Source organism: Flagellimonas sp., from assembly GCF_965601775.1.
In the GTDB taxonomy this organism is placed as follows: domain Bacteria; phylum Bacteroidota; class Bacteroidia; order Flavobacteriales; family Flavobacteriaceae; genus Flagellimonas.
In genome coordinates, this window is sequence record NZ_OZ271837.1 from 1,080,476 (window position 1) to 1,100,440 (window position 19,965).

Consider the following 19,965-nt stretch of genomic DNA (forward strand, 5'->3'; position numbering starts at 1 on the left):
ATTGATAAAGACTAAGAGGATTTTGAAATCAAATAGCATATACAAGTCTTTATTCTTTGGAGTTTTCCTATTACTTCTGGGCACAAATTTTTTGAGCGCTCAATTTTTACTACAGGCACCTAGTGGGGGAGATGAAAGCAATTATCAATGGTTTGAAGCTTCCGATTTAGGTACCGTGTTAAGCACAAATTCATTTTACGAAGCCACACAACCTGGAGTTTATTTTGCTACTTACGATGGCACCCTTTGTGGGTCAAATGCAACAGGATATTTCATATTAACGGACTGTAGAGCTCCGGATAATCAGGTTACTTTAGATATTTCAGCTAGTATTCCTTCTGGAGCGACTATTAGCTGGAATCCTGCTGTTTCGGGTGATCAAACACGACCTGTTGTAACAAGTACCACATCCGTAGAGCGCTATGTAGCCACCATTACCAAAGCCGGTAATAGTAGTGATTTACCACGATTTACGTTAGTATGTATGAGTCAGGCAGCTACTTTGGTGGATGATTTTGTAACGGTAGACGAGGATAGTTCAGTGGACGTGCCCATTTTTGACAATGATTCTGGTTTACCTTCCACTGGAACACTGACGACAACGAGTCCTGCGAATGGCACCGTGACTATTAATGTCAATGGGACAATCAATGACCCTTCGGATGATATTGTCACCTACATTCCAGATCCGGACTTCAACGGAACGGATTCTTTTGATTATACAGTCTGTAATTCTTTAGGTGATTGTAGTACTGCGACCGTTACGGTTGATGTTTTACCCATTGTGGATGCTTTTGATGATTCTGTAGTGGTTCTGCAGGATACTTCAATTGACATAGACATATTAGCCAATGACAACGATATTCCTTCCGCAGGTTCTTTAACACTTACGATTCCAGCGAATGGTACCGCTAACCTTAACACCAATGGCACTCCTTCAGACCCAACCGATGACACGGTAACCTATGTGCCGAACACAAGATTTACTGGAGTAGACACTTTCCAATATACCATATGTGATATGAATGGTAATTGTAGCACTGCCACAGTTACAGTTACCGTAACTCCTCCAGGAACCAACTTGGATAGTGATGGGGATGGAATCCTAGACAGCTTCGAAGATTTAAATACAGATTTGGATAACGACCCAACAACTGACCCAACGGATACTGATAGTGATGGGGTGCCTGATTACCTGGATATCGATAGCGACAATGATGGTATTCCAGATAATGTAGAAGCGCAAACAACAGCAGGCTACATTCCGCCAAGTTTGGTGGATGCTAATTCCAATGGTGTTGATGATGCCTATGAAAGCGGAGCAAACATCGGACTCATTCCTGTGGATACGGATGGTGATGGATTACCTGACTACGTAGACGATGATAGTGATGGGGACAATATTCCTGACAATGTCGAGGCTCATGATTTTGACGAAGATGGGATTCCAGATGTGAATTTTGTGGGTACCGATACAGATGGGGATGGTTTGGATGATGGCTATGAAGGTGGAAGACTTGATGATTCTGATATCAACGATGAGATAAACAATCCTAGCGGGGACCTTCCAGATACTGATTCTGATGGAGAGGTAAACTTCAGGGATACTGATGACGATGATGACGGAATTGAAACCATTGATGAAGATTTAGACCAAGATGGTAATTATGTCAATGATGATTCTGATAATGATGGAACGCCAAATTATTTGGACCCGGATTTAGGACCTACACAAGAAAACGTACCGGATGTCATCAATGTAATTACACCGAACGGAGATACAGTTCATGATGTATTGACCATCAGAGGAATTGAAGATTTCCCAAATAATACGGTAAAAATCTACAATAGATGGGGTGTGTTGGTATTCCAAACGCGGGGATATGATAATAACACCAATACCTTCGACGGTACTTCTACGGGAAGGGTAACTGTTGACAAAGACAATAGATTACCTGTAGGAACCTATTTCTACATTGTGGATTACGAAGACCAAAACGGAACTATGAAACAACTCTCAGGTTACTTATACATTAACCGATAAAGAATGATTAGCGTGAAGACAAATAGAGCAAAGTTAATTCTTGGAGTGTTTTTGAGTTGTTTTTTGGTTGCAACTTCAAGCCTCTTTGCCCAACAAGATGCCCAGTATACCCAATATATGTACAACACGGTAAGCGTAAACCCGGCCTATGCTGGTTCTAGAGGGCATTTGAGTATTGCCGCCCTATATAGAAACCAATGGGTTGGCTTGGACGGAGCACCCGAAACGCAAACCCTTAATTTACATACTCCCATGGGATATCGAGGAGTTGGTTTGGGGTTATCTATAGTGAACGACAAAATTGGACCAACGTCGGAGACCTACTTTGATGTTGACTTTTCATATACTATCCAGACCTCTTTGGATGCAAAACTTAGTTTTGGGTTGAAAGCTAGCGCCCATATGCTGGATATCCGTTTTTCGGAATTGGATGAATTCGAAATTGATCCGCAACTTACGGCCCAACAGGATATTCAAAATCAGTTTTCACCCAACATTGGAGCTGGGGTGTATTATCACACGGATAGATTTTATGCTGGGTTTTCAGCCCCACGAATTCTAGAGACCACTCATTTTGATGAATCCTCCATATCAACTGCACGGGAACAAATCAATTGGTATTTTATTACTGGATATGTTTGTGACCTTAACCCTGTTTTGAAGTTCAAACCAACACTATTGACCAAATTGGTACAGGGGGCTCCGTTACAAGTTGACCTCTCGGCAAATTTCATGTTTGATGAGAAATTTATTGGAGGAATCGCCTATCGATGGGATGCCGCATTCAGTGGCCTTTTTGGGTTCCGAATTTCGGATGAAATGCTTATCGGTTTAGCATACGACCGGGAAATCACGGATTTAGGGGCTACTAGTTTCAATGATGGTTCGTTTGAGATTATTGTCCGGTACGACTTCATACGTAATGTGGGCAATTTGAAATCTCCACGTTTCTTCTAACCGCCATTTTTACACAATATTTAGAATGCTTGGCAGGAAGATTTCCTTCAAACACCCTATTTTTACAATATGAAAGAAGAAAATGTGATATTGGTCAATGAAGATGACCAACCTATAGGTTTAATGCCTAAAATGGAGGCCCATGAAAAAGCAGTATTGCATAGGGCCTTTTCAGTTTTTATTGTTAATGATGCGGGTGAAATTATGCTTCAGCAAAGAGCTGGTGACAAATATCATTCCCCGCTTTTATGGACCAATACGTGTTGCAGTCATCAACGGGAAGGCGAGACCAATATTGAAGCTGGAAAAAGAAGATTGCATGAGGAAATGGGTTTTACCGTCGACCTTAAAGAACTGTTTTCATTCATTTACAAAGCTCCTTTTGACAACGGACTTACAGAACACGAACTAGACCATGTTATGGTTGGCTATTACAATGATGTTCCCAATATCAATCCTGAGGAAGTGGCCAATTGGAAATGGATGCATCCATCGGAAGTGAAAGAGGATATATCTGAAAATCCACAAGAGTACACAGCTTGGTTCAAGATTATTTTCGAACGCTTTTATGATTATATTGTTGAACATAGTGAAAAGTCGTAATGGTAAAAGTTAGTAGAAAAGCACATTTTAATGCAGCTCATCGCTTATATAATCCAGAGTGGAGTTTTGAGAAAAATGATGCTGTTTTTGGAAAGTGTAACAATCCGAGATACCATGGACACAACTATGATTTAATCGTTAGCGTTGAAGGTGAAATTGACCCTGTGACAGGCTATGTCATGGACATGAAAGTTTTAAAGGATTTGATAAAGGAACATGTGGAAGATAAGTTCGATCATAAGAATTTAAATGAGGATGTCCCCGATTTTAAAAATCTAAATCCAACGGCAGAGAATATAGTAGTGGTCATCTGGAAAAAGCTAAGACCCCACATCGATAAAAACAAGAACCTCGAGGTGGTTTTATATGAAACACCCCGTAATTTCGTAACCTATTCCGGCTAAGATGTTGTATCCACTTAAATTCAAACCCATTCTCAAGGAAAGACTTTGGGGAGGCACCAAATTGAAAGACGTTTTGGGGAAACCCATTGAAAGTGAGATTACCGGAGAAAGTTGGGAGCTTTCCGGGGTTGATGGAGATATTTCAGAGATTGCGGAAGGCCCTTTGAAAGGAATATCACTAACCGAAGTAATCCAAAAGGAAGGAAAGCATCTATTAGGTGAAAGTGTAGTGAATCGTTTTGGGCTGGATTTCCCGATTTTAATCAAGTTTATCGATGCCAAGCAGGACCTTTCCATCCAGTTGCATCCCAATGACAATTTGGCCAAAGAGAGACACAATTCTTTCGGAAAAACCGAAATGTGGTATATAATGGATGCTGACCCAGGAGCTAAATTGATAGTTGGTTTCAATAGAACGGTTGAAAAAGAGGAGTATGTTCAAAGTTTGGAGGACAATTCCCTTTTGGATTTAATGAATTATGAAGAAGTAGAAGAGGGAGATACCTTTTTTATTAATACCGGAAAGATACATGCTATTGGAGCCGGGGTTTTGTTAGCTGAAATACAGCAGACATCGGATATTACCTACCGAGTTTTTGATTTCAACAGGAGAGACAAAAATGGAAATTTAAGAGAGCTTCATACAGAACTGGCTTTGGATGCTATGGATTATGAAAAGAAAGATGATTTTAAGGTTGCATACCCAGACCAAACCAATACCCATAATAGTATGGTGGATTCTCCATATTTCAAGACGAATTACTTGAAAATTGACCAAAATATGGAAGTGGACTTATCTTCCAGGGATTCATTCACTATTTATATGTGTGTTGGCGGAGGTGCTACCATTATAAATTCAGAAGGTAGTACCACCCTAAAAAGAGGCGAGACTGTTTTGGTGCCAGCGGCCAGTAAATCTGTAAAAATCGAGACAAATAAAGCAACACTTTTAGAAGTAAGCATTTAATAGTACCTTTGGAAAAAACGGGATATGGCTAGTATTCGCGATTTAAAAAAAGATGTAAATTTTGTACTGGGCGATATTATAGAGGCGGTCTACATTTGGGAAGCAGGCTCAGACAATACTAACTCTGACGAGGGCAGTGTAATCATTGATAAAGCCATTATGGCTTTTGACGAATTAATGTCGAAAATTCACCAAAAAGAGGTTGATGACAAGAAAATCCATTTTAAGGATATCCGGTCGCAACTGGAAGTGAAGGCTACTGAATTGGTGGAAGAGTTAAATAAACTGGGAGATTAACAGTTTATTTTCCCAAAAACTTCTTGAATTCCTTACCGTACTTTGACTCCAATACCTCTGGGGTAAGCTGGCCATAAATGGAATCCAGATATTTTGGATTGGCCTCAGCGGCCTCAACCATCAGTAAATATGGAGTTGCATAGGAATCTAAATTGTTCAGCCCAAAGTTAAGTGCGTAGCGATAGCGACCAATAATATTTTTTCGCAAGAGTTCCTGAATGGAATCCGTTGCCAAAGAATCGGACTTAATTTCTTCTGTGTCCAATTGAGTCATTAGTTCAAATTCTTTTATGTTGAAACGGGAAATCATTTCTTTGAATTCCTCCATCTTTTCCTGGGTTCTAGACCCTGAGATTTCGGGACTAATATCAAATGTCTTCCAAGATGTGTTTATAATAATTTCACCTGGTTCCCCAAAAAATGTGATACGGTCGTTTATGTCGTTATTATCTACTTTGTCGAGGTAGAGGTAAAATACTTCTGGAGTCTCCAAATAATGGGAAAAGGAAAAGGTACCATCCCCTTTAATTTCCAAAGAATCCAAATTGACCAACGAAGAATCTTGGAATTGTTGAAAGAACAGCTTCCCCTTTTTTAAGCCTTTTATGGTGCCAGAAACTGTCATATTGGTTTCTTCTTCTTCAGTGCACGACCAAACCAATACGCTTAAAATGGATAACAATAGAATTCGTTTCATGAAAACATTTTTTGCGGGGCAAATATGCATATAATTCCTGAATTTTTACTGATGAAGGTAACCTATTACATCTGGGATGCCACTTCCATCAACAAAGCACAAATGTAAGCACCTGCGGTTCCTACCACATATCCAAACACGGCAAGTAAAATACCTACTGATGTAAGCGAGGGATGAAACTCCGCAGCAACAACGGGCGCCGAAGCGGCTCCACCCACATTGGCCTGACTGCCCACTGCCAGAAAAAAATAAGGAGCCTTAATAAGTTTGGCGACCAAAATCAATAATCCGGCGTGTATGGAAATCCAAATAAGTCCAATAGCGATAAGCCCAGGATTTTCCAATACTCGTCCTAGGTCCATCTTCATACCAATAGTGGCTACCAAGATGTAGATAAAGACACCTCCAATTTTACTTGCTCCGGCTCCTTCGTAATTTTTTGCCTTCGTAAATGAAAGTCCAATGCCTATTGCTGTGGCGAAAACCACCATCCACAAGAACTTGGAGCCCAAAGAGGAAAGAATTTTTTCTTTATTGCGAATTACCTCAAAATTAGCTTCCAGAAATTCTGCAAAATGTGTACCCAAAAGATGTGCAATTCCAACCCCGGTAAAGGCATAGAAAAGCATCATCATAAAATCATGGAGACTGGTAACTCGTGCAATTTTCTCTGTGTATTCGGTGACTTTTTTCTTCAAATCTTCAATGGATGAGGTATCCGCTTTCGTCCATTTGTCAATTTGCTTTGATTTACCAATACCCAGCAAAATAATAGCCATCCAAATATTGGCAACTACTATATCGATTAGGACCATGCCTCCAAACTTTTCAGGATTATATTGGAAAACTTCCAGCATAGCTGCTTGGTTCGCTCCGCCACCTATCCAACTTCCAGCAATTGTTGCCAATCCTCTCCATACAGCATCGAAGTCGCTGCCCCCAACGGTTTCTGGAGAAAAAATGGAAACAATAAGTATAGCAATGGGCCCACCTATCACAATTCCTGCCGTTCCCGTCAAAAACATAATGAGGGCTTTTGAGCCTAAATTGAAGATGGCCTTTAAGTCGATGCTTAAGGTCATTAGTATAAGTGCTGCGGGCAGGAGATATCTACTGGCTATATAATAGGTGTTTGATGTTTCTTCTTTAACGATTCCCAAACTTGCTAAAATCGCAGGAAGCAGATAACACATAAGAACCGTAGGCACAATAGCATAGAATTTTTTCCAGAAACCTTTTTTTATGGAAGAGGTATAGAAGACAAATCCTAAACAAAGACACAGAAGTCCGAAGATAATGGTGTCTTCGGTAAAGGGTAGTTGATTCATTCCTAGTTGGTTTTCGTCAAATATAGAAAAATCAACAAGTTTAAATATTTAACCAATAGGTCAAGCGTAAATTTATGGAGCGGTTTCTAGGCATAAAATTTTCAACGAAGTAGTTGTCATTATACACAATGAACAAATCTGACAAGGGAGCAAAACGCCATTGTAACCTAGAGTTGATACCCAAATTATCTTGTTGATTGCTATATTGAATGGTATTCGACCAGAAAATGGATTTACTGAATGTAATATTGATTTGGGGACTTACTAACCAAAGGTCGGCATCAGGGAAAGGGTCCGGAAGATTAATACGGTCATAATTCAAGTTAAGTGATAAAAAGAACTTTGGTTGTAATCTTAGGTTGAAGGAACTTTCTAATGAAAATCGTGTGCCATTAAAAAAATCTCCATAACCTGGTTCAACGGAATAGGAAAAAACCTTCCTAGGGTCCGAATCAAAGTTAAACTCAAAACTGGTATAATAATAGCCCGTATCACCAGGCAATTCAACTGCTCCATCTGTACCTGTTGGGTCAAAAGGTTCATCCAAAAAAGTGAACCTATTAAACATTCTAATACCAAACTGTGATTGGTTTTTGAACTCTGCTCCCCATCGACTGAAAATGGTATAATCCGTATTCTGGTAATCAAATGTTGGCCTCCAGATGAAGTTTGGTGAAAAACGGAACCCATGGGTGTTTATTTTTCCTTTTTTGGGCCAAAAGTTGTACTCTATGAAGGGTCTGGTAATAATTACATCGGTGCGCCTTATAAATCCAAGATCTGAGCGAAAATCGTTTCCTACATATGAGTTTCTAAGACCAAAATTTATATGTCTGGAATTGTAAAAGAGATCAGCACCGGCAGAACTACTTTCATTGCCAATTTCAGGGGCAAACGATTGGTGGTAAAAGAATTTGCCTACCCAGGTATTATCTGATGAGGCCAAATTATAGTCCAAACCTAAAACCCGATTGTAGCGATCGGTTTCCTCCACGAAGTCATAGTCACCAAAGGTTTGTCTATTTACAAAAATGAAGCTTAGGTTGGAACGGGAAAACATTTTCTTTTGTAAGGCAAAAACGGTGTTGTTGTTGCTGGGAATTTCGTTTTCCACATCCTCTTCGGTTTGAAGGTTTAAAAATCCCAAACGCCAATCCTCATTCAGCTTTCCGCTAAGTCGAACACCCCCAATTATACCATTTTCTATAGATTCGCCATCAATGTCTTCGGCAATTCCGATGCGTCTGGAGAAAAAAGGATTGGCATCCCTCTCGCTTCCGAATGTTCCAAAAAGGTCATTATTGTCGATAAAAAACTGCCGTCTTTCAGGCAATGATATTTCAAATCGAGTAAGGTTGGTAAAAATATCGTCTACCTGAACATTGGAAAAATCGGGATTTACGGTAATATCCAGATTAAGACCATTTCCTATGGCCACCTTGGCATCACCACCAACGGCTACGCTAGTTTGACTTTCATTGTTTTCAGAGTCATTTTGGGCAAGTCCGTTAATATAGGGTATCAGCGCCAGTGGAGTACGGGATTTCCCTAGGGGTTTTTCAAAGACCATTTCCCCCATAAAGGCAAGATTGAAAACGAATTGATTTTGTGGTATCTCTGCCCAAGTACTGGTTTCATTGGTCTGCATATCAAACCGATAACTATTGAACCGCCATTTGGTTTCTCCTTGCGCAAATTTAAATGAGGTTAGGGGTATGGCCATTTCACATACATAACCATCGTCCGTAATCTTTGCTTCTCCGCGCCATTTAATATCCCATGAGGTAGTAAATCCGCTCAATGTGGTCCCTCCGTTAGAAATTAGGGCCTCTCTTCTTACCCCATAGGGATTCATACCAAACAAAAAAGCGTTGGTGCCATCATTGAAGGTGTCGAATAACAAGCTTATGTTATCGTTTCCTCCTGCTCGGTAATCGCGCTCCAGAGAGGGAATAATATAGTCGTCTCCCTCTGCATTTAGTGTTATGCCAATATATAGGGTAGTACTGCTATATAGCATTCTAATCTCAGTCTGTTGAACGGCCAAGATGGAATCGGTTGGAAAGTATTGTTGAAAATCATGGGCACTTTCTGCGGTTTCCCAAATGGATTCATCCAGTATACCATCAATTTGAATGGGCTGGTTTATGAACTTGACAACAAATTTTTTGGAAGAGTTTTGAGAGAATAGCAGAAAAGGTGCAGCAAACGCACAAAATATCAAAAAATATTTTGACATGGATTAGTTCGAATTAGTCGGGCAAATTTAAGGGGAAGCTTCGTTAAAAAAATCCCAAATGTTTTTGAACTCTTAATTTTAAGATTCCTTTAAAATTTAGTTCAGGCTTGGATTGCGCTTTACCTTTTTGAAATTTTGTTTCCGGTGATTTGACGCTGTAAATTACACTTAAAGCGATTTACTTCATCGCTTCTTAGTTTGGCATGCTTGGTACTTCGACCTTGAACCCGTTTTCTCCACATTTTAAAACTGCTGCGCTTCATTTCTTTGCGCATGAGTTCAATAGTCTCTTGTTCGGAAATTCCAAATTGGTAAGTTATGGCTTCAAAAGGGGTTCTGTCTTCCCAGGCCATCTCGATAATACGGTCTATCTCCCGTTCGGAAAAATTCTTTTTCATGCCCTGCAAAAATACGGTTTATTGAATTATCCGGAATGTTAGGTTAATACGTTCCTCCACTTTTTTAGCGGTCTTGGCGATTTGATGTTGCCAAAAGTGTTGGGTTTCACCTCTCATCAACAAAAGACTTCCATGCTCCAAAAGTATTTTGTGCCTTATGGTTTTGTCCGATTTATGCCGCAAGTGAAAAAACCGGGATGCACCCAAGGAAACTGATGCGATTACAGGATTTTGGCCTAGTTCCTTTTCATCATCTGAATGCCAGCCGTTACTATCTTTTCCATCTCGATATAAGTTCAAAAGACAGGTTGTGAATTCAACTCCAGCTTCTTTATCCACTAAACTTTTGAGTTGCTTCAACTCTTTGGTAAACGATAGTGATTCCATGGTAATATTGGAATAGGAGTAACTTCGACCATTATTTCCATAGAGAGCCGTTAAACGCGGTTGGGCATAGACTTTTCCAAAAACCTTAATATCATCCTGTCGCCAAGGTGTATCCGTTTTAAGAATATCAAAATATTCGTTGGCCTGTTTATTGTTCAAAAAATTAGGATAATACCAGATGTCGCTATCAACTAAACCTAAATCTCGCTTCTCGGTAAAGAGTTGCATGTTTATTGGAGTACAGTTTTAAGTTGATTTCTATATTCAGAAGGATTTTGACCAGTAAATGCTTTGAAGGATTTATTAAAATGCGAAAAATTATTAAATCCACTTTCATAACACACCTGAGTAATACTCATAGGTTGTTCTGCCAAAAGTTTGGAAGCATGAACCAATCGATATTCGTTGACAAACTGGGTAAAGGTCTTATTGGTAATTTTCTTGAAATATCTACAGAAAGAAGGAACCGTCATACTCACAATATCCGCGATTTCATCTAGGGTAATTTCTTCTTTAAAATGTGCCTTAACATGGTTAAAAACCAAATTGATACGGTCGTTGTCCTTGATTTCTGTCTCCATGGAGAAGCCTTCAGCGTTTAACACCCGCATGTCATCTGAGGTGGCCAGAAGATTCAAAATATTTAGAATGGAAAGTAAGCGCTGAAAATCCGTCTGGTATTCCAGAATTTCCATTTTTTCCCCAACCTTCATCTTGGTCTTGCCGTGAAATGCAATCCCACCCTTGGCTACTTCAAATAGCTTTTGGATGTTTTTCATTTCTGGGATGTCAAAAAAATCACTTCCCAAAAAATCATATTTCATCTGAACTAGGGTCTCGCTCTTATTTCCGGTCAATTTATCCGTAAACCCGCAATGTGGAAGGTTTGATCCAATCAAAATAAGGTCACCTTCCCTAAAATAGGAGACATGGCTCCCAATTTGTCGTTTTCCTGACCCACCGTTAATATATACCAGCTCCAACTCTGGGTGATAATGCCACCCATTGTTCTTGTTCTCCTTGTTTGCACTGAACTTTTGATAGGTAAAAGAATGCCCAAAATTTGGTGCAATTGACTCAAAAGTAGGTTTTTGTAATGTCGTCGCCATTTTTCCTTTCATAGTATAAAAGTATACGTTGCCCAAATAGATAATCTATGCAAAATTAACAAAAAACTATACTATTTTAACCTTAATACTTCATTAACACTTCTTAAGTGGTAAAATTGCATAGATATTTGAAAAAATGGTTGTGTTTTTAGAATGATTTCCCAGGTAGTTTTGTCCTGTAATCTTATAAAAACGAAACGTTATGAAATCAATTTTTAAATCGTTGACAGCAGCTGGATTCCTAATGGTATCTGTAGTAGGATTTGCAAATGGACCAGCAACAAAGTTTGGTAAAAAAGGAATCGCAAAAACGGAAGTTGAGAAAAACTTGATAGACGTTACACTAGATCCTGTTTTTGTAAAGAAAGGTGACAAGTTATTGTTGAACCTATTGAATTTGACCCAAGGTACCGTTGTGCTTCAGGTGGTGGATAGTGAAAACCGAATAGTTTATAGCGAAACCATTGAAGGAGAAGTGGTTATTGAAAAAGCCTTCAACTTTGAAAGAGCTTTTGAAGATGAATACACCGTTGTTGTTGTAGACAAATTGGGTACGTACACCGAAACTATGAAAATTAAATAGTTGTTTAGTTAATTTCAGTTTGAAGGCCCCTGTATGGGGCTTTCTTTTTTATAGAAACTTCGCTAATCTTTCTCTTTTCCGTTGTGGTAGTGCCTCGTTTGCAACGGCCAGTTGTACCAATGCGGAGTCTTTTTTACGTGAAAAAAGCAGTTGATAGAACTGTTTTATGGTCAGTGGACTTTTAGATGCTTCCACTAACTTTAATTCGTCACCATTCTTTACTTGTCCAGTTTCCAGAACACGGACATAGGTTCCTGGGCAAGCGTGCTCAATAAACTCTCTTAAAATATCTTGATTGCCAAAGCGGTACCCGAGTTTGTAGCAAGGCTCTCTGGGCTGTGTAATTTGCACCAAAGCGGTACCCAATCGATATATACTTCCAATTTGTAACTGGGCTTCATCCAGCCCCTCTACGGTAAGATTTTCCCCAAACATACCCCAATTCCATTCCAAATGGGGGTATTTTTCTTTCCAATAGGGATAATTGTCAGAAGAAAACAGATAACACGCTTTGAAGATGCCTCCATGTACTCTGCGGTCCGCGATGGTGTCATCTTGCACATCCTCTTCTTGTAGGGTTAAAGCTTGGGTAACCGGGTATTTAAAAATACCAGTTGAGTGTGTCTCCCCATTCCATTCAAAGAAAACAGGTTTGGCCAAATTGGTGCTGATAACTTTCATGCCAGTAAGGTACTAAACCTGCATGTAGTTATCCCTAAACTTTAGTGATTTAATTGCGTTTCTTTGTCCAATTCGTAGCGAAATTCCAAAACGTACAACTTAAGAACCGAGTCCCCTATGTTTTCAAGGTCATGGATATAATTTGCCTGATCAGGTTCCATGTATTCCGTATCACCTTTTTCAATTTGAATGAGCTTTATTTTACCACTTTTGCAACGGGAGATGGCCAAACCGGAGGTAAGGCAAACAAAACTGCAGGGAAAGCGATGCTTGCGAAAAGGAATGCGTTGCTTGGGCCAAAGGGTAATATCCCAAAGTCTTGAGGTTCCATTTTCGTAAAGGAGTTTCTGTCCTAAAGAATCCCCAATTTGATTCTCATCATTCAATTCCTTTATTTTCTCGATATCCCAAAGGTCAAAATTACCTTCCGGATTTAACTGTACGTATTTCATTTTTTCACTTTTTTAAAGTGATATACAACACATAAAAAGAAACAACCACTAGTAAGGGCAAAAGCATTAAATCATAGCGAACTACAAGTGAAGGATTGATTTGTATCCATGTCTGTATCTGAATCTCCCAAACCACGAAACAAGCCCATATTATGGCCAAACATAACCAGCTTACATATTTTGATAAATCCATGTAAAAATTTTGAGGCTGCAAATATCCCGCTATACTGGGGAATGACCAATTTTGCTTGGTTTTTTCAAGTTCGGAATGCTGAATTGCATACCATTTGAAAAGTTGAACTTTATGAAGAAAAGAACGTCCTACTAAAAAGTGTTTCACGATTGCTATACAAGAGCTTCGATTTTATATCCAAAAAACTCAACATGACCCATACAGTTACCTTAGATTCAATATTTTTGGATTGTTGGATGATTTTCGATTTTTATGAAGCCAACCTCTCTTTGTATCTATTTGGTGTGGTGCCGGTTATACGTTTGAAAGCAGTATAAAAAGTACTTTTGCTCTGGAATCCTACTTCATAGCCAATCCCTTCGATACTTAGATTCCCTTTGTTTTTATCCATCAACAATTTTTCAGCTTTCTCGATTCTGTATTTGTTGATATACGCATTGAAATTTTCCTGACAAACCTTGTTAATGGACATTGAAATTCTTTTGGGATGCACTTTCAGAACTTCTGAAACGTTGGCAATGGTTAGGTGCCTGTCCACAAATGCTTCTGATTCTTTTATATAATGCTCCACCTTGTTCACAATGTTTTGCATTTCATTGAAAGAAAGAAGCGGGACCTCGGTATTGACCTTAGTATTGGGATTTAGTTTAGAATCTGAATGTTGTTTGGAAGTAGCGGGAAGAATATTCTGTTGTATTACGCCATGAATGGATGCCCAGTATAGCATAAATACATTCATGCCTGCATAAATTACTCGAACTGTTGTGGATTCATAAGTAAAGAAGGCGATAAAATGCATTGCAAATAGAAACACAGCAAAAAGCAAGAATCTACGAACCCATACCAAGTTTTTGGATTCCACATTGGAATATTGGTTCTCCACTTCCCGAGTATGTTTTCGAAGCAATTGAATACCGTATATCAGTATGGCAGTGGAGTACAAATGACCCAAAAGGAAAACGGGGCGATACCAAATTGCATTCGAAATCTCCAGCTTGGTGGATGGGGGGAGAAAAAAAACAACAATTTGTGCTAAAAGAATAACTCCTCCAGGATATAGCCACCAATATTTGATTTTTTCGTTTCTGAGAATGGATATTTTTTGAATGTACATGAAAAACAATGCTGCCAGTAGCCATTCCCCTGGCCTGGGAAGTACCTGTAGTCTTGGATAGTAATTCAAGATATTGATGTCTTCCAGAATAATGGGAACAAAACAGTACGCGTAGGTCAGCACAAAAAGAGCTAAAAAAAAGGTGGACCTATTTTTTTTTCGGCTTATGCGCAGCAATAATAAACCAAGAATCAGGCCTTGTAAGAATCCAAAAATGTGAATAGTGGAAATGATGTTGTAGTTGATTTCCATTTCATCAGCTTTTATAGGAAAAGGTAATGAAATAAAGGGAGAAAATTAGTATTTATTGGGTAATTCCGATGCTTTTTTATAACGAAACAACTTCATTGCGTGACAGTTACATCAAGGATAGCATAGGGTCACTCCTTGAAATAAAAAAATGGGATGTTCCTTAACAAAAGTTTGGTGGTATCCCCATCTTTTTCGATTTTTTTCCGGACCAACCGTAACATATGTTTTCCTTCCGAAATACTGTCAAGGTTTAGATAGGTCTCAAAACCAAGATGTTTCTTTTTGTCTGTGGTAAGAAGAAAATCACCATCAAAATCCAAACTATCTATTTTGAAGGAATAGATGAAGTTGAAAGTCTCCATATATTTTTTCCGAAGACTATCTTTTTGCCTTCGGGTTGTAATGGAATCACTCCAACTGGTATTGAATACAATACTCGATTTTAAGCCGCGCCGATCTTTTTCTGGTTTTAGTGACTCGTTAAAAGAAAAAATCCGCTCTTCAAAACTTCCTGTAAAGGGCATAAACACCTGCAAATGCTTTTTTGTGATAACCTTTGAGGGTATTACAATATCTCCAGGATAATCCTCTTCCTCATCCAACATGTCCATATAATTTTCCCTATTGGCAAATATTTCTGAAGAGTTTCTTTCTTTATCCCAAAAGTTTGAATTCCTATATTCTATTGATGTTAAAAACAGTATGAGGAGATAAATCGGAGTCAAGAGTAGAATTAGACGTTTTCCGAAACGGTGGTCCAGAAAGTTATATACCAGAGGTCTATATAAGAATGACAAGGTAAGAAAGCTAAAAACCCAATACACAGGAAAATATGCTTTAGCCACCCATTTGTTTCTCTTCAGTAGTCCCTGCGTTATAAAATCAAAAAACGTCAGGAACATCCCAATCCCCAAAAACGTCATCAAAGCTGCTCCAACCCCTTTAGATACCCATTCTGGTAGGTAATCACTGTCGATAATAAAATTGGCAACCAAAACCATCGAAAGGATTACACAGGTAACCGCCAGCACATAAAAAATCAACAAAAATGAAATGGCGAAAAGTACACTGCAATAATTCTCCAAACTGGCAATATACCTATCAAAAGACACAATTCTCTTTTTGAGGTATTTCTTAAACTTCTCGCTATACCTAAGCTCATTAAAATCAATATCCCCCGAGACGTATCTCAAACCCAATGCTCCAATCCAAAGCCCTCGTAGTATTACATGCAACAATAAGTTGAACAATAAGATTGAGCAGGCAATCATGGCCACGAAGAAGATTACAAAACTGTACATCTGCTCTTCGCTTTGCGCATTGAGCATCGATGTTCTAATCGGGCCATAAGCCGTAAACAGACCAAAAATGGCGAACCCAGAAATAATGAGTTCCAACTCCCAGCTTTGTTGTTGCAAAGAATCCAATAGCTTTTTAAAAGAGGGGCTTTTGTAATCAGTACTCATTATTTCTATGTCTTTATGTGGTTGTCACAAATGTTCTTACTTTTCTTGGACTTTCAAAACTTTCAATAGTTCAGGTTTGTATGGACTACTAATTCGGAATGTGTTTTCATTGGTCTTTACCGATTGGTTGTAGTACAATCTAATGTTTATTTTTCCGGTGGTGGTTCATTGGTTAAATTAGAGAGAGCCTCGGTAGCTAAATAGCTTTTGTTCGGGAAATACCAAAAGGGTATAGTTATTAGTGTGTCTAGTTCTTTATCTCTCCTTGGATCTGGGCCAACCAAACGGAATACGTGTTTCCCCTTATCTAGATTTTCGAGATCGACAAAGGTTTCAAAACCAAACCTATCGTTTTTATCGGTTGTCATTACAAACTCCTTCTCAAAAAAAGTGGAATCAATCTTAATGTTGTAGAGTTTACCAAATAATTCAAGATATCGGGGTTGTTTTCGTGCTATATGCCCATCCGAAAAGTTGGCATTTATCCCTGGAGCACTTAAGAACTTACCTAGTCTAAATGAATAACCCCTGCGGTCTTTTTCGGGAATAAGGGTACTATCCCTTTCCAAAACGGCTTCTTCCAAAAAATCATTGAAACCAATAAAAACGCGCATATACGGTTTGTCTATAACTTTGGAAGGAAGTGACACGAATTGAACTAAATCGGTCTTTTCGGTCAGCTGGTCCTCATAGTTATTTTTACTGGTAAAAACGCTGGAAGAACCTTGCCCAAATATTTGGTAGTTGGAGTTTACCATCCCAAAAAAGCTCAAGAAAACAGTGCCTAACAAATAGACAGGTAAGATGAAAGTGGATACCCACCTTGCCCTTTTTTGATCCAAAAAGTTATATACCAACGGTCTGTACAAAAACGCCAGCGTAATAAAACCGAAAAAACGATAAATAGGGAAAAAGTATTTAGAGGTCCATTTATCACGTTTTAAACCGCCTAAGGTTATAAAATCAAAAAATAAAAAAAGGACAAGTATAAAATAAATGAAACCCAGCACAGCAATAATGGTAACCACAGTGTCTTCTGAAAACCAACCACTTTTTTGAACAATGAAGGTGACAATACCAAAAACTACAACAACTAAGAAATACGATAAAAAATAGAAGACCATTAAGAATGCCAATGCAAAAACGGTACTGCAAATATTTTCTAGACGTGAAATATAACGATCAAAAGAACCTACTTTTTCTTTTAGAAACACGGTAAACTTTGGGGTGTATTTTAAATGATCGTAGTCTATTTCACCCGATACGTAGCGAAGACCCAGTGCGCCGATCCATAAACCCCTTAGTATAACATGGATCAATAAAGAGCCCATAAGAATGTAGGTACCACTTGTTAAAGCTTGCAAGATGTTCTTATAAATGGCTTGATCATTTTTAATGGAAATCAAATATTCAACTTCCAAAGGCTCCAGGGCAGTGAATAATCCATAAATGGCAAATCCTGAAATAATCAATTCCAATTGCCAACTTTCTTGTTGTAGCTTATCCAGTAGCTTCTTAAAATCCGAGCTTTTATAATCCATGGTTGGTGTATTAAAAAAAGTTGCTCTAATATAAGGAGACCCGACAAGTTATTTAAACCTGACGGGTCTTCTAGTATACCTAACCAGTTCCAATTCCGGTCGAGCCGAAAATAAAACTCGGAATTATTTGATCATCTCATAACTACGGGATATGAAATTGGTAAGTTCTTCTCCCTTGAGCAGGCCTTTGGAGAGTCTTGCCAAATCTAAGGACTGGTTTATGAGCCGTTCCCTTTTCTTGGAAGTTTTGGTGTTTAGGATTTCACCCACCAATTCGTGATTTGTGTTCACGATAAGGTTGAACATGTCTGGCATATTTCCCATGCCGAACATTCCGCCGCCACCGGTTTGCTGCATGTCTTTCATGCGGCGCATAAATTCGGGTTCAGTAATGATGAAAGGTTGGGCAGCGCTATCCATAGCTTCCAGCTGGACAGTAAATGAACTTTTTTCGCCAATTACACCCTCAATCTGCTCTTTTAATTTGTCCTTTTCCTCATCAGAAAGTTTGGAAATGGCCGTGTCTTCTTTTTTGATAAGGTTGTCAATGTGGTCAGCATCCACTCTAGCAAAAGAGAGTTTCTCTTTGGAAGTCTCCAATTTTTGCATCAAGTGGGATACAATGGGAGAGTCCAATAAGAGTACTTCATATCCTTTTGCTTTGGCCGCCTCAATGTAACTGTGCTGCGATTCTTTATCAGAGGCATAGAGAACTACAAGCCTATCATCCTTATCCGTTTGATTTTCCTTGATTGTATTTTCTAGTTCCTCAAAAGTGTGGTATTTGCCATCCACTGTTGGATAGAGTGCAAATTTGTCCGCTTTTTCAAAAAATTTATCCTCAGAAAGCATTCCATATTCAATAACCACCTTGATATCGTTCCACTTTTGTTCGAAATCCTCTCGGTCATTTTTGAAAAGGGAAGTCAATTTATCAGCTACCTTTCTGGTGATATAAGAAGATATTTTTTTGACAGCTCCATCAGCCTGAAGGTAAGACCTAGATACATTTAGTGGGATATCTGGAGAATCTATAACCCCTCGCAACATGGTCAGGAATTCAGGAACTATACCTTCTACATTGTCGGTTACAAAAACTTGGTTTTGATATAGCTGAATTCTATCCTTTTGGATGTTGAGGTCGTTCGTCAACTTTGGAAAATAAAGGATACCAGTCAAATTGAAGGGATAATCAACATTCAAATGAATATTGAATAGGGGCTCTTCAAATTGCATGGGGTACAATTCCCTGTAGAAGGACTTATAATCCTCGTCTTTTAAATCTTTGGGTTGTTTGGTCCATGCCGGAGTTGGGTTATTGATGATATCATCCACTTCCTGTGTGGGAGCAGGGTCTTCCTCTTTCGCACCTTCTGGTTTGGGTAAAGTTTCCGTTTTTGTTCCAAACTTTATGGGAATGGGCATGAACTTGTTGTACTTGGTCAAGAGCTCACGGATTCTGGAATCTTCCAAGAACTCTGTTGAATCCTCAGCGATATGAAGAACAATTTCTGTACCTCTTTCTGTTTTTTCTACGGACTCCAATGAAAATTCTGGTGAGCCATCACAGACCCAATGCACTGCAGGTTCGTCCTTAAAACTTTTGGTTAGGATTTCTACTTTATCGGCCACCATAAAGGCTGAATAGAAACCAAGACCAAAGTGTCCTATAATCCCCGCATCTTTTTCAGCATCCTTGTATTTGTCCAGAAACTCCTCGGCTCCTGAAAATGCAACTTCATTGATATACTTTTTCACTTCATCTTCGGTCATACCAATCCCTTGATCGATGATGTGAATACGTTTTTGGTCTTTATCCACTTTTACCTCAATCATCGGATTTCCATATTCCACTTTAGCCTCACCAATGGAGGTCAAATGTTTCAACTTGAGGGTAGCGTCAGTAGCATTGGAAATTAACTCTCTTAAGAAAATTTCATGATCGCTATAAAGGAATTTCTTGATTAGGGGAAAAATGTTTTCTACGGAAACATTGATTTTACCTGTTGCCATTCTGTAAACTGTTTATTTTTTGATTTTTCTTCGACAAAAAAAATACCATTCATGGGAATCTGACAAACTGACACTTTAAGCATTTTAACGATCAGTTGAAAACTTTAACAACATTTTGTTTATTGATTATTTTGAAAAGCTAAACAAATAGTTATATTTGTAGTGTTATAGAAAATTGCTATGAACTAGTATACTATAACGAGTTTGTTTATTTATTGGTTAGGTTGTTGAGAACGCACT

The 19,965-nt window shown here is 38.7% G+C and carries 19 protein-coding genes; 7 read left to right on the forward strand and 12 right to left on the reverse strand.

Annotated features, from left to right (window positions below; genetic code table 11):
- Positions 1–22: 22 nt before the first annotated feature.
- The 6 genes from ACSLUF_RS05120 to ACSLUF_RS05145 all read left to right on the forward strand — a co-directional run bounded on the left by ACSLUF_RS05120 (position 23) and on the right by ACSLUF_RS05145 (position 5,272).
- Complete coding sequence (locus ACSLUF_RS05120) at positions 23–2,044, forward strand: Ig-like domain-containing protein (protein ID WP_435625048.1); 2,022 nt, start codon at positions 23–25, stop codon at positions 2,042–2,044.
- 3 nt (positions 2,045–2,047) lie between these two features.
- Complete coding sequence (locus tag ACSLUF_RS05125; protein ID WP_435625049.1) at positions 2,048–3,001, forward strand: PorP/SprF family type IX secretion system membrane protein; 954 nt, start codon at positions 2,048–2,050, stop codon at positions 2,999–3,001.
- 69 nt (positions 3,002–3,070) lie between these two features.
- Positions 3,071–3,604 carry an isopentenyl-diphosphate Delta-isomerase gene (idi, locus tag ACSLUF_RS05130; RefSeq protein ID WP_435625050.1) on the forward strand — a complete coding sequence of 178 codons (534 nt, stop codon included), beginning with the start codon at positions 3,071–3,073 and terminating at the stop codon, positions 3,602–3,604.
- Positions 3,604–4,008 (forward strand): 6-pyruvoyl trahydropterin synthase family protein, encoded by a 405-nt coding sequence (locus ACSLUF_RS05135; protein ID WP_435625051.1) that lies wholly within the window; start codon positions 3,604–3,606, stop codon positions 4,006–4,008. The genes idi and ACSLUF_RS05135 overlap by 1 nt, the downstream gene beginning before the upstream one ends.
- Positions 4,009–4,012: 4 nt before the next feature.
- Positions 4,013–4,975 (forward strand): type I phosphomannose isomerase catalytic subunit, encoded by a 963-nt coding sequence (locus tag ACSLUF_RS05140; RefSeq protein WP_435625808.1) that lies wholly within the window; start codon positions 4,013–4,015, stop codon positions 4,973–4,975.
- 24 nt (positions 4,976–4,999) lie between these two features.
- Positions 5,000–5,272 (forward strand): hypothetical protein, encoded by a 273-nt coding sequence (locus tag ACSLUF_RS05145; protein ID WP_435625052.1) that lies wholly within the window; start codon positions 5,000–5,002, stop codon positions 5,270–5,272.
- Between the two features lie 4 nt (positions 5,273–5,276).
- On the opposite strand, the gene ACSLUF_RS05150 is transcribed toward ACSLUF_RS05145, so the two are convergent.
- From ACSLUF_RS05150 to ACSLUF_RS05175, 6 genes are all read right to left on the reverse strand, one after another.
- Positions 5,277–5,969 carry a DUF4369 domain-containing protein gene (locus ACSLUF_RS05150; protein ID WP_435625053.1) on the reverse strand — a complete coding sequence of 231 codons (693 nt, stop codon included), beginning with the start codon at positions 5,967–5,969 and terminating at the stop codon, positions 5,277–5,279.
- Positions 5,970–6,034: 65 nt separating this feature from the next.
- Entirely contained in the window at positions 6,035–7,297 is a 1,263-nt protein-coding gene (locus ACSLUF_RS05155; RefSeq protein WP_435625054.1) for a DUF819 domain-containing protein, read from the reverse strand.
- 40 nt (positions 7,298–7,337) lie between these two features.
- Positions 7,338–9,536 (reverse strand): DUF5916 domain-containing protein, encoded by a 2,199-nt coding sequence (locus tag ACSLUF_RS05160; RefSeq protein WP_435625055.1) that lies wholly within the window; start codon positions 9,534–9,536, stop codon positions 7,338–7,340.
- A 119-nt stretch (positions 9,537–9,655) separates the two neighbouring features.
- Entirely contained in the window at positions 9,656–9,934 is a 279-nt protein-coding gene (locus ACSLUF_RS05165; RefSeq protein ID WP_435625056.1) for a TIGR03643 family protein, read from the reverse strand.
- An 18-nt stretch (positions 9,935–9,952) separates the two neighbouring features.
- A complete protein-coding gene (locus ACSLUF_RS05170) occupies positions 9,953–10,549 on the reverse strand; it encodes an alpha-ketoglutarate-dependent dioxygenase AlkB family protein (RefSeq protein WP_435625057.1) in 597 nt (198 codons plus the stop codon).
- Positions 10,550–10,551: 2 nt separating this feature from the next.
- Positions 10,552–11,430 (reverse strand): AraC family transcriptional regulator, encoded by an 879-nt coding sequence (locus ACSLUF_RS05175; RefSeq protein ID WP_435625058.1) that lies wholly within the window; start codon positions 11,428–11,430, stop codon positions 10,552–10,554.
- A 202-nt stretch (positions 11,431–11,632) separates the two neighbouring features.
- On the opposite strand from ACSLUF_RS05175, the gene ACSLUF_RS05180 reads away from it, so the two are divergent.
- Entirely contained in the window at positions 11,633–12,013 is a 381-nt protein-coding gene (locus tag ACSLUF_RS05180) for a hypothetical protein (RefSeq protein WP_435625059.1), read from the forward strand.
- 48 nt (positions 12,014–12,061) lie between these two features.
- Here the strand turns inward: ACSLUF_RS05180 and ACSLUF_RS05185 are convergent, their stop codons facing one another.
- The 6 genes from ACSLUF_RS05185 to htpG all read right to left on the reverse strand — a co-directional run bounded on the left by ACSLUF_RS05185 (position 12,062) and on the right by htpG (position 19,725).
- Entirely contained in the window at positions 12,062–12,694 is a 633-nt protein-coding gene (locus ACSLUF_RS05185; protein WP_435625060.1) for an MOSC domain-containing protein, read from the reverse strand.
- Between the two features lie 41 nt (positions 12,695–12,735).
- Positions 12,736–13,146, reverse strand: coding sequence for a hypothetical protein (locus ACSLUF_RS05190; protein ID WP_435625061.1), 411 nt, complete (start codon positions 13,144–13,146; stop codon positions 12,736–12,738).
- Between the two features lie 443 nt (positions 13,147–13,589).
- On the reverse strand, positions 13,590–14,705 hold the full coding sequence (locus ACSLUF_RS05195; protein ID WP_435625062.1) for a helix-turn-helix domain-containing protein: 1,116 nt from the start codon (positions 14,703–14,705) through the stop codon (positions 13,590–13,592).
- A gap of 128 nt (positions 14,706–14,833) precedes the next feature.
- A complete protein-coding gene (locus ACSLUF_RS05200; RefSeq protein WP_435625063.1) occupies positions 14,834–16,171 on the reverse strand; it encodes a hypothetical protein in 1,338 nt (445 codons plus the stop codon).
- Positions 16,172–16,317: 146 nt separating this feature from the next.
- On the reverse strand, positions 16,318–17,712 hold the full coding sequence (locus tag ACSLUF_RS05205) for a hypothetical protein (RefSeq protein ID WP_435625064.1): 1,395 nt from the start codon (positions 17,710–17,712) through the stop codon (positions 16,318–16,320).
- A gap of 123 nt (positions 17,713–17,835) precedes the next feature.
- Entirely contained in the window at positions 17,836–19,725 is a 1,890-nt protein-coding gene (htpG, locus tag ACSLUF_RS05210; RefSeq protein WP_435625065.1) for a molecular chaperone HtpG, read from the reverse strand.
- Between the last annotated feature and the right edge of the window lie 240 nt (positions 19,726–19,965).

Bases quoted from the DNA above. Each gene is read 5' to 3' on its own strand.
- ACSLUF_RS05125 (WP_435625049.1), top strand. From the start codon at position 2,048: ATGATTAGCGTGAAGACAAATAGAGCAAAGTTAATTCTTGGAGTGTTT.
- idi (WP_435625050.1), top strand. From the start codon at position 3,071: ATGAAAGAAGAAAATGTGATATTGGTCAATGAAGATGACCAACCTATA.
- ACSLUF_RS05135 (WP_435625051.1), top strand. From the start codon at position 3,604: ATGGTAAAAGTTAGTAGAAAAGCACATTTTAATGCAGCTCATCGCTTA.
- ACSLUF_RS05145 (WP_435625052.1), top strand. From the start codon at position 5,000: ATGGCTAGTATTCGCGATTTAAAAAAAGATGTAAATTTTGTACTGGGC.
- ACSLUF_RS05150 (WP_435625053.1), bottom strand. From the start codon at position 5,969: ATGAAACGAATTCTATTGTTATCCATTTTAAGCGTATTGGTTTGGTCG.
- ACSLUF_RS05155 (WP_435625054.1), bottom strand. From the start codon at position 7,297: ATGAATCAACTACCCTTTACCGAAGACACCATTATCTTCGGACTTCTG.
- ACSLUF_RS05160 (WP_435625055.1), bottom strand. From the start codon at position 9,536: ATGTCAAAATATTTTTTGATATTTTGTGCGTTTGCTGCACCTTTTCTG.
- ACSLUF_RS05165 (WP_435625056.1), bottom strand. From the start codon at position 9,934: ATGAAAAAGAATTTTTCCGAACGGGAGATAGACCGTATTATCGAGATG.
- ACSLUF_RS05170 (WP_435625057.1), bottom strand. From the start codon at position 10,549: ATGCAACTCTTTACCGAGAAGCGAGATTTAGGTTTAGTTGATAGCGAC.
- ACSLUF_RS05175 (WP_435625058.1), bottom strand. From the start codon at position 11,430: ATGGCGACGACATTACAAAAACCTACTTTTGAGTCAATTGCACCAAAT.
- ACSLUF_RS05180 (WP_435625059.1), top strand. From the start codon at position 11,633: ATGAAATCAATTTTTAAATCGTTGACAGCAGCTGGATTCCTAATGGTA.
- ACSLUF_RS05185 (WP_435625060.1), bottom strand. From the start codon at position 12,694: ATGAAAGTTATCAGCACCAATTTGGCCAAACCTGTTTTCTTTGAATGG.
- ACSLUF_RS05190 (WP_435625061.1), bottom strand. From the start codon at position 13,146: ATGAAATACGTACAGTTAAATCCGGAAGGTAATTTTGACCTTTGGGAT.
- ACSLUF_RS05195 (WP_435625062.1), bottom strand. From the start codon at position 14,705: ATGGAAATCAACTACAACATCATTTCCACTATTCACATTTTTGGATTC.
- ACSLUF_RS05200 (WP_435625063.1), bottom strand. From the start codon at position 16,171: ATGAGTACTGATTACAAAAGCCCCTCTTTTAAAAAGCTATTGGATTCT.
- ACSLUF_RS05205 (WP_435625064.1), bottom strand. From the start codon at position 17,712: ATGGATTATAAAAGCTCGGATTTTAAGAAGCTACTGGATAAGCTACAA.
- htpG (WP_435625065.1), bottom strand. From the start codon at position 19,725: ATGGCAACAGGTAAAATCAATGTTTCCGTAGAAAACATTTTTCCCCTA.